Origin of the sequence: Rossellomorea aquimaris (assembly GCF_020172085.1) — a bacterium.
GTDB classification, from domain to species: domain Bacteria; phylum Bacillota; class Bacilli; order Bacillales; family Bacillaceae_B; genus Rossellomorea; species Rossellomorea aquimaris_E.
Genome location: NZ_JAIVAT010000003.1, coordinates 1,092,249 through 1,105,899, shown reverse-complemented (window position 1 = coordinate 1,105,899; position 13,651 = coordinate 1,092,249). Strand labels below are relative to the sequence as shown.

Genomic DNA, 13,651 nt, shown 5'->3' with positions numbered 1-13,651 from the left:
TATTCCCGATTTTTCTTTTATCATCTCTTCATCATTTCCATTTTTCCCTCTTTTACAATAAAATGATAGTAGGTATATTATGAAACCTTTATTACTTTCAATCGTATGTAAGGTAAGCATCTTTATTAAGGGGTAGATGAAATGAACACATTTCTGCAATTTTTATTAAGGACTGTCATCTCTTTCAGTGTAGGAATCAGCAGTTTTATCGCTTACTTACTCCTAATGGACCTGGGATTACCTCTTACTTTCCTCTCAGGCATCGGTACGGGGGTATTGGTTTTCATCTTTGTAAAGGCACTCCAAAAAAAGTGGTGGCTGAACAAAAACTGCCTTTCCTCAAGGGAATTTCGATATATAAATAGAAACTTAAAAGAAGCGAAGGAAAAAGTAAAACGGCTTCAAAAACAGCAGTTAAAGGTTAGGTCTCTCGGTGCTTTCAAACAAATACTTGAAATTAACCGCTTAACGAGGAGAATATATCAGCTTGTTAAAAAAGAGCCAAAACGATTCTTTTCAGCAGAGTCATTCTTTTTCTATCATTTAGACTCTGTAGTGGAAATAACCGAGAAGTACACCTTCCTTGCATCTCAGCCTGGTAAAAATAACGAAACATTCCTTTCCCTTCAACAAACCCGTACAACACTTGATGACTTAACGGGGTCATTGGAAAATGATTTACAAAAAGTGTTGGCCGACGACATGGATCATTTACGATTTGAACTAAATTTCGCTAATCAACATTTATCTCATAAAAAAGATCTCAAATAACTTTCGGAGGTTTTATCATGGAGCAACGAAATGAACAATCAGAACTGGATTTATTGCTTTCAAACCCATTTGGAGATGATATGCCTGTTGGCACTGAACAAACAAAGTCGCCATTGTTACTCGATCGTCTGCCGAAAGAACAGCAGGAGAAAGCGAAACAATTAGCCTCACAAATCGACTACAAAGATTATGAAGCCATTTTGAAATATGGAACAGCTGCTCAATCACAACTATCCAACTTCTCTCATTCAATGTTGGACCATGTCCAAAAACGCGATATTGGTCCGATTGGAGACGTATTAAGTGACTTGATGAAGAAGCTTGAGCAAATGAATCCGGATGAACTGAATACTAAACAAAAAGGAGTTTTCAAAAAGCTATTCCGTAAAGTGTCTTCATCACTTCAGGAGGTTCTGTCTAAATACCAGAAGATCGGTTCCCAAATTGATAGGATTTCAGTGAGACTCGAGCATTCAAAAAAGACACTGCTCGATGATAACCGATTATTGGAAACCTTATATGAAAAAAATAAAGATTACTTCCAAGCACTTAATATGTACATTGCTGCTGCGGAAATCAAACGAGAAGAAATTCAGAACAGCCTACTCCCTACTTTACGCAGAAAGGCTGAGGAAACGGATGATGAATTGATTTATCAGGAAGTTAATGACACGATGCAATTTCTCGACCGATTGGATAAACGCATTCATGATTTAAAGTTAAGCAGACAGATGACCATTCAGTCTGCCCCTCAAATCCGATTGATTCAAAATACAAATCAGGCACTGGCTGAAAAGATTCAAGCTTCCGTCCTGACAGCGATCCCTCTCTGGAAGAATCAAATTGCCATTGCCCTTACCCTACTGAACCAACAGAAGGCAGTAGCCGCTCAAAAGCAGGTTTCCCGTACGACCAATGAACTGCTACTGAAAAATTCCGAGATGCTCAAGACGAACAGCATCGAAACGGCGAAGGAAAATGAACGAGGAATCATCGACATCGATACTCTAAAGAAAACACAGGAAAATCTTATTTCCACAATCGAAGAAACACTGGCTATCCAGGCAGACGGCAGACAAAAGCGACAGCAGGCAGAACAGGAAATGGTCACTATGGAAAACGACCTGAAACAGAAGCTCATCGAAATGAGAAAATAATCAAGAAGGTTTGTACCATTTCACGCTAAGTAGTAAAGAACCCTTCAGCTCAATTACATTTGAGCTGAAGGGTTCTTTTTGAACTATAAAAAACAGAATAGTTCTATCATTATTTCTCTTCATTATGAACAATGCTATCCGTGATGGCATCATATTCCTTCTCTGCTATCGAACTACTGATGATTTCTTCTTTTTCCAGCCTTGATATCGCATCATATTCAGCGTACAGTGCATGTTTTTTCAGAGTTGAAAGCTGGTCTGCTTTTAACACAGGATTACGCTCAAACAATTCATCTAATTGTGCACGAAGCATATCAATCCTCTTCTTATACGTATCAATGAGTTCATCTGAGACCGGGTCAGTGATATATAGTTTCTGTTTCACTCGATGAATCTCTGAAATTGCTGTTTCATACCGATGAAGCTGACTTAGTAATTTCTGAAATTCATCTTGACCTTCTTCTTTAGGCTTAATGCCCAATACGTTAATTAACGGCTTTATGGTAAGTCCCTGCACCACAAGACTGAATAATACCACACTAAAGCCCAGGATCAGCACATCTTCCCTTCCCGGGAAGTCACGGGGCAAACTAAGGACAAGTGCAATTGACAGTGACCCTTTTAATCCACCCCAATTCAGTATGTGTTTCCACATATGCGGAAAGTTCCCAATAAGAGATAAGCTTGTATATACTGCAATGCTTCTTGCAACTACTACCAAAAGAATCGCTGCGAATATGTATGGCCATTTATCAAGGAGATCGATCCTGGTTATCTCAAGGCCGACCATCAAGAAAACCAGTGAATTGGCAAGTAACGCTGCTACATCCCAAAAACTATTGATATTCAGCTTGGTAGTGGGACTCATTCCGATTTTCGCGCCGAAATTCCCAAAAATCAAGGCGGCAATGACCACGGCAATGACCCCTGATGCATGAACACTTTCCGCCAAAAGGAAAGAGCCGTAAAAAAGGATGACACTAAAAATGATTTCGAGAGGATAGTCATCATAATATTTCGTTAATATTGAAAAGGCATAGCCTAAGGAACCACCGATGATGACGCCTAATGACACCACCCTGATGAACTCCCATATACCACTCCCAAGTCCTGCCCAACCTGCATCAATATATGATACAAGATAAAAGGCGGAAATATTGAACAGTACAACGGCCAATCCGTCATTGAATAGACTTTCTCCTTCAATCACAACGGCCAATCTTTTCTTCACTCCGACGCTTTTGAAAATACTCAACACGCTGACAGGGTCTGTTGCACTCATGAGTGCCCCGAAAACGAATGCCGCCGGGATGGAAAAACCAAAGAAATAGTAAGCTGAAAAACCGATGATCAAGAATGAAATCAGCGTTCCTCCGAATGCGAGGGCGATGATCGGTTCTTTGTTTGCCTTAAGATGGGAATATGGCAGCTTTAGCGCGGCTTCTCCCAGGAGGGCTGGTAAAAACAGCGTAATAATGACAAAATTAAAGACTTCACCTTCTGTAATGAAATCTTTAAGCGGCTCCAATACAGGTATATTAAATAGTCCAATCAGGGCTCCGACGATAACGAGAGCAATCGGATAAGGCTGCTTGAATTTCTTCGCAATCGCTGTAATTCCGGCTGCTATCATCACTAACATAAGACCCAGTTCAAAAATATGGTGCATATTCAATTCATGCATACTCAGCGCTTCCTCCCTTGTACATTCCATTTCCCTAATGTTTCTATATACTAACTTTCCCTTCTATGTAGAAACGACTCACCAGCCTTTCTCCCATTTTCAACCAAAAAAAGAATGACCTTATGTTTACCATTAAGTCATTCTTCTTTAGTATACAGATTTTCCCTCTGAGAATAAAACCTTAATTTCTGTTAGTGGCCTTTCAGAATCCAAATATAATATCGTTTTTTATTCGTTGATTCCTCTTTCCATCCATCTTGATTCAGCTGTTGATTCATTCGATGATATTCTTGTATGTTTACATTCAATTCAGACAAATTGTTCAAGATCCCATCCCCTTTTCACTTGATACATTCAGTTTATTTGATTCGCTATATGAATGTATGAGATAGATGATTGATTTTCTTTCAGACTGAAGTCGGAATTGATTTCCCCCCTTGGGCCATCTAGACGTGGATCTCTTGCAATGTTTACAATAAAAAGACGACTACAAGTTTCAGAGTGTAGTCGTCTTTTTTGGTGTTTTAAATACTTTTGTACAATAGTTTTCTGAGTAAAGGGAACAATACTTCCGGGAGCTCCTCTACATCGGAAACAAGGATGCTGTAATTCCCATAAATATTTTGTATGGTTGCTCTTTGGGCGTCATCTATCTCTCCGTTGGCTAAGAAGACATTAATGACCTCGATTCCTTTTTTCCTTGCATCCAGTACGGCCTCGTGAGTATCGACAATCCCATTTTGTTCATATTCCATAGCCGCAGGCTCACCATCTGAGAAGACAAGAAGAAATTTCTGTTTTTCATTCCGCATCAAAATTCTTTCTGTCATTAACCGGATCGCAAATCCATCCCGATTATCCTCCTCCGGTTGAAGTTGCATGATTTCTGAACCACTTCCTGGTTTCAAAGAAGTATAGAAATTCAATACAGGATTCATATAATTGGGTTGACTGGTTTTGGTGGCACGATTGGTATCTTCCCAAAAGCCGACGACTTCATGTGGTACACGAATTGACTTTAATGATTCATGAAATAAGGTAATTCCAAGCTTCGTTTGATCCATTTTGTCATACATGGATCCTGAACAATCGACGAGTAGAGAGAACACAGCATCTATTTCCGAAGATGGATTCTGTTTTTTATAGAAAAGCCTTGGATTATCATCCGTGATAAATCTCAATAACTTTTTATTTAATCTTCCAAAATGCAGGTCTGTTCTAGGCTGTATCCGCTTGTGTTCCAATGTCTTCTCAATCATCTTTTGCAGTTTTTTTTGATAAGGGGCAATCAGCCCCTTGTTGTGATTATACGAATCCTTTTCTTCAGAAGTAGGGACAGCGGGGGTGATAAAGTGAGGCACGGCAAATCTATTATCCTTGCCATATTCACTTTCACCACCTCCAGACTCTTCCCTCTCCATCTCTTGCGCTTTCACATTGTGATACTGCTCTCGATCCGTGTCTTGGGCAGACCCCTGAACCATGGCCAGCGCCTGATCACCGTCATCGCCTTCACGGACCCCTTCCCCCATCAGATCGGATTGTGAGCCTTGATCTAAATCAAATTGCAGGAAGGATTCCCCTTTATCACTGGTTTCCCTATGCCAGGTACGGAATTCTTCATCCATTACTTCTTCTTCGCCTGTGCTTTCTTCCTCCAGAATATCCTGGTTCTGAAGGGGATCCTTTCTCTTTAAATCGTCAAATGTTTCATTGAACGGATCAACCGTCTCATAGACGTCTTCAGGCAAGTGGAAATACTCATTTAACATATCTTTACGAACGATTTCATCCACTACCTCTACGATTTCCAACGCGACCTTCACTACATCTCTTGTTGACCCGGTTTCAAAAAAGCGTGTGATTTGTCCGTGAATAAAGGGCATGGCCATGTCGATATCCTCATTAATACTCACCGGTTGTTCTAACGGTGACTGAGCATGTAGAAGAAGGAATATAGAATTGAAGAGTGCATCTGTAAACACACTTTTTGTCAAGTTGACTTTCAGTTGGGCATCAAAGTGTTGACGATACAATTTTCTTCTTGTTTCAAAGGGCTTTTTCGTACCTGGGCGTTTGGATTTACAAATTTCCTCCAGCCTTGTTTCTTCCCCGATGACAAACAATTGCTTGGCGAAACGGGGTACCGAAGTGGATTTCACTTTCTCGATGTACTTCCTTACCTCATCATTATCGGTTTCAAAAAGATTACCGATTGTTCTCAAGTAGACATCACTTTTCAACCCATGTACTTCTTCTTCCCTTTTACGATGATCCCAGAAATGACTGACATAGACCGTTTCCTCTTTATGATCCAAATATGAGAATGGACCGTACTTTAAGTTCATATCCGCATTCCTTGAAAGTGTTTTCGTAAGGTCTGCCATTTCCATCACTAAAAAGGAATCAATGTTTTCATCATTAAATTGTATAAATCGATGCATTATAGATCCCTCATTATTCAAATAATGTCTCTGCTATATTCAGAATCGCCGCTTTTTCCCGTTCATCTTCAAGCTTATCGACGATCCCTCTCTTTATAGCACGCTTCGCTGGAAGATACAGGGCCAGATCGCAAGCATCCAGTAGTGCACGTATGGAAGCTGATTCCTCTGAGATTTGTCCATTTTTCACTTGGATTAATAAGTCCGAAGACAAATGGACAAACTGGCTGATGAGTAAAGGATCTGTCAGTTTACTTTGACTTTCAATGACACTCTTTAACGTATCTCCTTCAATATATGGTACATCAATGACAACAAAGCGATTTTTAAGTGCCTCATTTAATGGGACGGTCCCAACATACCCCTCGTTTATTGCGGCTACGACACCAAATGAAGGTGCAGCTTTCACCACTTCCCCTGTAAATGGGTTCGTTATACTTCTTCTGTAATCCAACACACCATTTAGAATCGGCAATGTTTCGGGTTTAGCCATATTGATTTCGTCGATATAGAGCAAATGACCTTTTTTCATAGCTTGAATGACAGGTCCCTCTATAAATTCAATGGTACTCTTCCCGTCTTTTTCACTGATCGTTTTATATCCTAGTAATGCTTCCGCATCTAAATCCACTGAACAGTTAATGCTATGCATCGGCTGTGAGAAAATAGAAGATAATGTATCGGAGAGCTTTGTTTTACCTGATCCCGTTGGTCCTTTAAGGAGAAGGTTTTTCCCTAAGGAGAGTGAGATGATGCTGTCCTCTATGATGTATTGTTCACTCGCTGTATAACCGCCTTCACCGATTAAAGATTGATCCCCAGTAGAGGCGAATGATTGTTTTCTTTCGTTTATTGTATGATTGACCGATTCCGGTAAGCTTCTTTCCAGATTCATGTTTTGACATCCTTTCCATTTCACATACTTGTCATTCTACATGGTATAGCGCTTACACTGCAAAGGGTCTGCCCAAATTTGTCCACTCCTGATTTAAACTAATCTCTTAACCCATTCAAAAAAAGCACCCCGATCGGGTGCTTCTCACACATCTATATATTTAAATCACAACGAGTGAATCCTCTATATACATACATACCAGCTTTTTGATAGACAATCGTGGCGTCTGTGTAGCTATCGCTGTCCACGGAGAGAGCTGCTGTTTTCATCCCTCGTTCCCTCAATTTCCAGAATGCGTAGGAAAGCAGAGAATGAGCAAGCCCTTTTCGACGCTGGTTCCTCTTTACCCCGAGATGAGAAATTTCACCCATTTTGGTTTCTTCATTGACAGAGCAGAGAATAAATCCGACCACCGTATCCCCTTCCTTTAATAGAAACCAAAGAGTCGGATCAAATGATGGACGATAAAAACGCTGTTTGAATTCTCCTAACTCAGTCGGGTGATAATCAAAATGGTCAGAGAAAACGTCTTCAAATAGTTCATGAAGGTCATGGGTTTCAGTTTCGGGATTGAAGCTGGTAATTCGATGTGATGAAGGCAAGGTTTCATTTGTCAGGGATTCAAGATCCTTTTTCATCTGAAACCAGTAACGGGTCGGAATAAATCCACATTTCTCAAACGACCGCATCTCTTCTTCAAAATTTGCTGATAATATGATCGATTTGGTATCACGACGATCTCTCTTTCGGATCATAGCGGATGACACTAATTCTTTGGCCATCTCCGTTATATAAAGGTCCATCCGTTCATCAGGGTTGGCCAGAATTAAAGAGGGTAGGCGATGATCCTTTTCTGTCAGTATAGTGATGGCCACTAATTCCCCATCATGCCATAATCCTTTGCGATCGCTTTCTGGAATAGATTCGATCATTTCCAGTATTTCATATTCGCTCGTCTGGATCTCACCATATACCTTTGATTCATAGTTATTAAAAAGTTGTATAAGTGAGGACCGGTCCTGAATAGTAATCACTCGTTTACTAAATAATTGCTGCATATTCCGTCTCCCCATCTGATCAAGTTTTTCAGACCTGTTCTACATAACCTAAATAACAACTAGAAAATTCAGTCTCGAAAAACCAGAAAAAATTCTTCATTCAGAATGTAAAAAGCTGATTTCCCCCATTCAGGAAGAAATCAGCTGGAAGTAGGATTACACTTCTTCAAAATACTCTTTGTAGAAGCCACCCATTTTGCCACTTTCATCGATTACGAAGTAGTAGTCTTCGGATTCATTTTTCACTTCGTATTCTTTTCCAACCGTGAGGACATTTGCAACTGTATATTTCTTTGCATCTGTATGTACACACTTTACCTTTTTATTCGTATTATGCTCTGTCCACGTTTTATGGATCAAATCAATAACCTCCTTTTGATGAGAACTATGCTACTAGTATATTCTTACAGGGGCATTTGTTCAACTACAATCTATATGTTCGCTTCAGTTGAATTATTCAGCGAATGTCCTGAAAGAAAATTGTGTCAAATATTTGAGATTTTTGTCACCTCACACCATTTATATGGTATATTATAGGAGATTAAAGGTTTAGAGAGGTAAGATACTAGTGAAAAAAGGATTGACCAAGATAGGGATGCTCTTCTCGATCATACTGTTTGTTTATATGAATACACACAGGCCAAATGAAGAACAGTTTTACACATGGCTTTTAAATGAATATGATATTGAATGTCATGAATCGATTACGTGCACGAAAAAGTCTCAGGGAAATTCTTACACAACTCTGATCGAAACCGGATCGAATATTAAAAATGGGTATTTATTTTTTAATACGATCGGCAAGATTTATGAGGATGAGGATGGTTCGCGAATCACGGTAAAAGCGATGGGGATGTTCGGTAAATATTTCACAATCATAATTGATGAGCAAGGCTGATGGAGATGCCAGATTTCCACCAGTCTTTTATTATTTTCGATATCTTACTTTTTTCCATTTGGTTGAAGCATTGCTTTTTTTTATAGTGAAAACGAGACCCGATATCATCATAAAGAGAAATAGGAGCACAAAGAAAATCCCTGCTTTCACACTCACTTCCTCTAAAACTACCTGAAAGCTCTTAGGAAAGTAACGTCCAATCTGAAAATAGATGATTCCCCATACGAAAGCAGATGGCAGGGCATAGAGGAGGAATTTCATGAACGAAATTCCTTTTGACGTTCCTGCAATGTAGGGCATGAATAATCGGACTCCGGGTATGAAGTAGCTGAATGAAATCGCCAAAGGGCCGTACCTATTTATCCAAGCCTCTCCATTTTCAATGAGTCTTTTAGATTTATTCCCATTCATCATTCGAGAAGATAATTTTGTACCAACGTATCTTCCATTCAAGAAGGCAAAGATTCCATAAGAAATTAATCCACTATACATAAACAGAAATGAGGTATAGGGGTTGAAATTCCTCCATTCAGAAAGATAACCTGCGAGTGCTGCAGCAAGTTCGTTTGGTACAGGCAAACCCAAAAATACAACCCAACTAAAAAGGAACATTGCGATATAGCCATATTGATCTACTAATTGAAGTAAAAAATCCATAGCACACCTCATCTCACTCGATAGAATTAATATTCACACTAGTTCCTCCAGGTCATATCATTAATACCCCCGGATGGATAAAGTGAAACTCTGGTGTATTAGAGTTCAACGGTTAACTGGGTCTTAGGAGGTCTTCTACTTGCTCCTCTGACATGCCTATTTCCACTAATTGTTTTTGCAACCTTTTATGGTAGGACATGCTTACATGTGGATGGCTGCCCCGAAGGATCTCTCTGGCATAGTGATCGGGAGGGCATGTTTCATCATTCTTCTCCTTCACAATAAAGGTCAATACATCTTTAAATGGTTCGCCTCCTATCATAATGTCTATGAAAGCTGCCCTGTACCAACCCGGGGTGACTCCCTCCCTCGTAAACAAGTATTCTACTGCCTCCTGAGGTATATCATATATCACGCCTTCCATGGTGCCTCCATCTTCAATGATGTCTCCACGACCGCCATCCTGTACCTGAAAGAGATATTTCATTGTGTATCCTTTCAAAACACCTGCCCCAAGACAATTCATGAAATGATGATCTACTTGGGCTTTTTTAAATCGGTCATCGTCCATACAGGAGCCGTATGCAAAATAAAGTGTTCTTGCAGGTTTCATTTGCAAAAATTGATGTACCTTCCAGTCACCTGAAGGAATTTCTTCTTGGAATAAAGCTTCATTTTCTGAAAAATATACAAATGCCTCAAGTTCTGCTGTATCGGTTTCGATTTTTTTCAGCTTCCGGATATAAAGGTTGTTTTCACGACCTTCCAGGAACTCCTCCAATTCATCAACCTTTGATAATATGTCAGAGTTAATCTTATATACTTCTCCATAGACGGTCCCCTCACCTTCTCTAAGAGCCGGATAACCTCTATTAGTCTCGTAAAGGACCCCCTTAATCCACGCTTGTTCGCGGACTAATGAAGCTTCCTTTAATAATGTATGATTACTTTCATGCCTTCTTAACGTTCCATAAACAAAAACATACACTGCTTTATCCCTCTCCTTTTATTAACATAACTTTATTATAGTTAATCGAATACATTGTCTTTTTTTTATTTTATCAAACGGTCCAGGAAATTTCAGTTATTCTCTACTTCACTATACGATTAATGATAAAAGGACATTCCAATTCATATGGAATGTCCTCTCGGGAAACGCTTTCAATTTTTTAGTTTCTTTTCGGTAAGGCCGTTTGTTTTGCTTGCTCTCTTAATCGGAATTTCTGGATTTTCCCTGAAGCAGTCATCGGATAGGCATCGGTAAATTCAAAATATCTTGGTATTTTATGGCGGGATATCTTCCCCGTACAATACTCTCTGATTTCTTCAGAAGTTGCGTTTTGACCTTCTTTCAGAATAATCCAGGCCATAACCTCCTCGCCATATACCTCATCGGGAATACCTATGACCTGAACATCCAATACCTTTGGATGGGAATAAAGGAACTCTTCAATTTCTCTCGGGTAAATATTCTCACCGCCTCGAATGATCATATCTTTCAGCCTTCCTGTGATCCTGCAATATCCATGTTCATCCATTACGGCAAGATCACCTGTATGAAGCCATCCATCTTCATCTATCGCATGTCTTGTTGCCTCATCATTCTTGTAGTACCCCTTCATTACGTGATATCCACGGGTACACAATTCACCCTGTACGCCATTTGGGACTTCCCGATTTGAACCAGGCTCCACAATTTTCACTTCAACATTCGGTAGGGCTTTCCCAACGGTTTCGACCTTCAATTCAATTGGATCGTGAGTACGTGTTTGGGTAATCACAGGTGATGATTCAGTCTGTCCATATGCAATCGTGATTTCATCCGCTCCCATTTTGTCCATAACACCTTTCATGACCTCAATCGGACAATTGCTCCCTGCCATGATACCCGTTCGCAGATGAGTCAAATCAAATTGTTCAAAGTCAGGATGGTTCAGCTCGGAGATAAACATAGTCGGCACTCCATGAAGGGCCGTACATTTCTCATCCTGAACCGTCTTAAGGACCTGTTTGGCATCGAATTCCTGTAACGGAACCATTGTTGCCCCAACGGAAACGCATGCAAGTACCCCTAATACACATCCAAAACAATGAAAGAAAGGAACCGGAATACATAAACGATCCTCAGAACCAAGCCTCATGCATCCGGCAATGTTATAACCATTGTTTACGATATTGGAGTGAGTAAGCATGACCCCTTTTGGAAAGCCCGTGGTACCTGAAGTATATTGCATATTGATCACATCATGGGGGGATAGGCTGGAAAGTATTTCATCAAGCTCTTGGTCCTCTACCTCTCTTCCCTTATCCATGATATCTTTCCAACTATATGTACCCGGATAGGAATTTTCCCCTAAAACAATTACATTCTTTAAGAAAGGAAGTTTTGCACTCTTTAATTCCCCCGGTTTGGAAGATTTCAATTCCGGACAGATCTCATAAAGCATGTCAATATAAGATGCACCCCTGAATTCTTCCATCAAAATAATGGACTGACTGTCAGACTGTTTTAGTAAATATTCTAATTCAGCCGTTCGATAGTTCGTATTGACGGTCACCAGAACAGCACCCATTTTCCCCGTGGCGAATTGGCTTACCAACCATTCAGGTGTGTTTGATGCCCATATAGCAATATGATCCCCCTTATTGATCCCAAGCTTTATAAATCCTTTTGCAGCCTGTCTGGACAATTGATTAAAATCGTAATATGACCATCTTAATCCCCTGTCTGCATAGACAACCGCTTCAATATCAGGCTGAATCCTTGCTTTTGTTTCGAGAAGATCCCCTACTGTAGTGTGTAAAATCTCCGACAAATGAATATCCCCCTTTATTTAGACCATTTGAAGATTGGAACCCTTCAGCACTAGTCAAAAGTGAAAATCCAGTTCCTTATTCGTGTATATTATCACAAAAATTAAAATTTTCAAACTAATTACCATCTATTTATTAGGATCTTGTTGCATTGTTAATTGTCAATGATCTTTTCCCATAATAATCAGTAATAATAAAGTATATTAGATAAAATCGTACACTGTAGCATAGAAAATGATATGGTTATACGAAACATTTATACTTGGACAGTTGATTCTCGCTGCAGGTGCTCGACTTCTGGAGGGAAAAGCTGGACATGACGAAAAGCGTAGGCGGCTTGGTCAGGCCCGACAAGCATAAGAGGAATGGGCGAAGAAGGCGTATTTATGCTTTTTTGGACCATTTAGTTGATGACCTCGAGGGGCTAGCAGCCGTAGCTGGATCTTGGAGACCACACAGAGCTTTAGCCCGAAGAGGTACACCGCTAGCCCCGAGGAAATCGAGCACCTCTAGCTGTAATCAACCACAACTCGCTACATCCAAAAGCAACAATGTTTACGAAAATAGCCTTTCGCAAAGATTGTTGTTATTCTTACAGAGGCTATGATGCTGCAAATGCTCAGTCGTTGAATGTGTGCTTGAGGGGGAAAGGAACTGATCTGCGACATTATTCAACATGATTAAAAAAGCACAACTAGATTATGTAGACAAAAATCGTCTAATCTAAACCAAAAACAACAAAATAACTTAAAATCCAACTTTAGAAGTGATTTACGAAAAAACTCTTTTCAAATGAGTGATTTCTATGTAGAATATATAGAAAATATAGAAAATTCTATATTTTATACATTTCCTGGGAGGTTGGTCATGAAAATCTTAAGTAATGAACAGTTGGTAGCAGCTTATCGTGATGCTGAGAAACAAGGGAATGATCAGGACTGGATTTTGCTTCTAAAGAAAGAAATTCGTAACCGTGGATTGAAACCTTTTAGGAAATCTTGACCAAGTAAAGAAACATAAAATTAGAAATTTTGGCTTTTATCTCACCCCCTGAGAATTCAATTGGCAGACAGACTCATATTCATTTGAGTCTGTCTTTTTTCATTTTCTTTGAACCATGGTATTCCTCGATAAGCTTATATTGCTCACTATCGAGCAGTCCCATTTTATGAAATAAATAAGAATATTGGATCACTTTTTTTGAATGAAATGTTTTCATATTTTCACCCTCTCCGATTGCCGTCCCAAATTTGCCTTAAGTAAACTTTATTTT

General features: G+C 39.6%; 14 protein-coding genes. 4 read left to right on the top strand and 10 right to left on the bottom strand.

The window, feature by feature from the left end:
* The first annotated feature begins 141 nt into the window (after positions 1–141).
* Together LCL96_RS06495 and LCL96_RS06490 are read left to right on the top strand one after the other, a co-directional pair.
* Positions 142–771, top strand: coding sequence for a 5-bromo-4-chloroindolyl phosphate hydrolysis family protein (locus LCL96_RS06495; protein ID WP_224940604.1), 630 nt, complete (start codon positions 142–144; stop codon positions 769–771).
* Positions 772–788: 17 nt separating this feature from the next.
* Complete coding sequence (locus LCL96_RS06490) at positions 789–1,928, top strand: toxic anion resistance protein (protein ID WP_224940603.1); 1,140 nt, start codon at positions 789–791, stop codon at positions 1,926–1,928.
* A 109-nt stretch (positions 1,929–2,037) separates the two neighbouring features.
* Here the strand turns inward: LCL96_RS06490 and LCL96_RS06485 are convergent, their stop codons facing one another.
* From LCL96_RS06485 to LCL96_RS06465, 6 genes are all read right to left on the bottom strand, one after another.
* The gene (locus LCL96_RS06485; protein WP_224940602.1) at positions 2,038–3,612 is read right to left on the bottom strand and encodes a cation:proton antiporter; all 1,575 of its coding nucleotides are present in this window, start codon (positions 3,610–3,612) and stop codon (positions 2,038–2,040) included.
* A gap of 191 nt (positions 3,613–3,803) precedes the next feature.
* Positions 3,804–3,938 (bottom strand): hypothetical protein, encoded by a 135-nt coding sequence (locus tag LCL96_RS23405; RefSeq protein ID WP_263628066.1) that lies wholly within the window; start codon positions 3,936–3,938, stop codon positions 3,804–3,806.
* 198 nt (positions 3,939–4,136) lie between these two features.
* Positions 4,137–6,056: a vWA domain-containing protein gene (locus LCL96_RS06480; protein ID WP_224940601.1), complete on the bottom strand. Its 1,920-nt coding sequence runs from the start codon at positions 6,054–6,056 to the stop codon at positions 4,137–4,139.
* A 13-nt stretch (positions 6,057–6,069) separates the two neighbouring features.
* Complete coding sequence (locus LCL96_RS06475; protein ID WP_224940600.1) at positions 6,070–6,951, bottom strand: ATP-binding protein; 882 nt, start codon at positions 6,949–6,951, stop codon at positions 6,070–6,072.
* A 152-nt stretch (positions 6,952–7,103) separates the two neighbouring features.
* On the bottom strand, positions 7,104–8,009 hold the full coding sequence (locus LCL96_RS06470; RefSeq protein WP_224940599.1) for a GNAT family N-acetyltransferase: 906 nt from the start codon (positions 8,007–8,009) through the stop codon (positions 7,104–7,106).
* Positions 8,010–8,165: 156 nt separating this feature from the next.
* Positions 8,166–8,369, bottom strand: a complete 204-nt coding sequence (locus LCL96_RS06465; RefSeq protein WP_224940598.1) for a DUF6501 family protein — start codon at positions 8,367–8,369, stop codon at positions 8,166–8,168.
* Positions 8,370–8,577: 208 nt separating this feature from the next.
* Between LCL96_RS06465 and LCL96_RS06460 the strand changes: the two genes are divergently transcribed.
* Positions 8,578–8,907 (top strand): hypothetical protein, encoded by a 330-nt coding sequence (locus LCL96_RS06460; protein WP_224940597.1) that lies wholly within the window; start codon positions 8,578–8,580, stop codon positions 8,905–8,907.
* A gap of 30 nt (positions 8,908–8,937) precedes the next feature.
* Here LCL96_RS06460 and LCL96_RS06455 read toward each other — a convergent pair whose 3' ends face one another.
* From LCL96_RS06455 to LCL96_RS06445, 3 genes are all read right to left on the bottom strand, one after another.
* Positions 8,938–9,564 carry a DedA family protein gene (locus LCL96_RS06455; RefSeq protein WP_224940596.1) on the bottom strand — a complete coding sequence of 209 codons (627 nt, stop codon included), beginning with the start codon at positions 9,562–9,564 and terminating at the stop codon, positions 8,938–8,940.
* A gap of 112 nt (positions 9,565–9,676) precedes the next feature.
* Complete coding sequence (locus tag LCL96_RS06450) at positions 9,677–10,552, bottom strand: gamma-glutamylcyclotransferase (RefSeq protein WP_224940595.1); 876 nt, start codon at positions 10,550–10,552, stop codon at positions 9,677–9,679.
* Between the two features lie 181 nt (positions 10,553–10,733).
* Positions 10,734–12,371 carry an AMP-binding protein gene (locus LCL96_RS06445; RefSeq protein WP_224941315.1) on the bottom strand — a complete coding sequence of 546 codons (1,638 nt, stop codon included), beginning with the start codon at positions 12,369–12,371 and terminating at the stop codon, positions 10,734–10,736.
* An 874-nt stretch (positions 12,372–13,245) separates the two neighbouring features.
* Between LCL96_RS06445 and sda the strand changes: the two genes are divergently transcribed.
* Positions 13,246–13,380 carry a sporulation histidine kinase inhibitor Sda gene (gene sda, locus LCL96_RS06440; protein ID WP_044336757.1) on the top strand — a complete coding sequence of 45 codons (135 nt, stop codon included), beginning with the start codon at positions 13,246–13,248 and terminating at the stop codon, positions 13,378–13,380.
* A gap of 79 nt (positions 13,381–13,459) precedes the next feature.
* Here sda and LCL96_RS06435 read toward each other — a convergent pair whose 3' ends face one another.
* The gene (locus LCL96_RS06435) at positions 13,460–13,597 is read right to left on the bottom strand and encodes a hypothetical protein (RefSeq protein WP_224940594.1); all 138 of its coding nucleotides are present in this window, start codon (positions 13,595–13,597) and stop codon (positions 13,460–13,462) included.
* Positions 13,598–13,651: the final 54 nt, after the last annotated feature.

Coding starts and splice junctions, on each gene's coding strand:
- LCL96_RS06495 (WP_224940604.1), top strand. CDS start 142: ATGAACACATTTCTGCAATTTTTATTAAGGACTGTCATCTCTTTCAGT.
- LCL96_RS06490 (WP_224940603.1), top strand. CDS start 789: ATGGAGCAACGAAATGAACAATCAGAACTGGATTTATTGCTTTCAAAC.
- LCL96_RS06485 (WP_224940602.1), bottom strand. CDS start 3,612: ATGCATGAATTGAATATGCACCATATTTTTGAACTGGGTCTTATGTTA.
- LCL96_RS06480 (WP_224940601.1), bottom strand. CDS start 6,056: ATGCATCGATTTATACAATTTAATGATGAAAACATTGATTCCTTTTTA.
- LCL96_RS06475 (WP_224940600.1), bottom strand. CDS start 6,951: ATGAATCTGGAAAGAAGCTTACCGGAATCGGTCAATCATACAATAAAC.
- LCL96_RS06470 (WP_224940599.1), bottom strand. CDS start 8,009: ATGCAGCAATTATTTAGTAAACGAGTGATTACTATTCAGGACCGGTCC.
- LCL96_RS06455 (WP_224940596.1), bottom strand. CDS start 9,564: ATGGATTTTTTACTTCAATTAGTAGATCAATATGGCTATATCGCAATG.
- sda (WP_044336757.1), top strand. CDS start 13,246: ATGAAAATCTTAAGTAATGAACAGTTGGTAGCAGCTTATCGTGATGCT.
- LCL96_RS06435 (WP_224940594.1), bottom strand. CDS start 13,597: ATGAAAACATTTCATTCAAAAAAAGTGATCCAATATTCTTATTTATTT.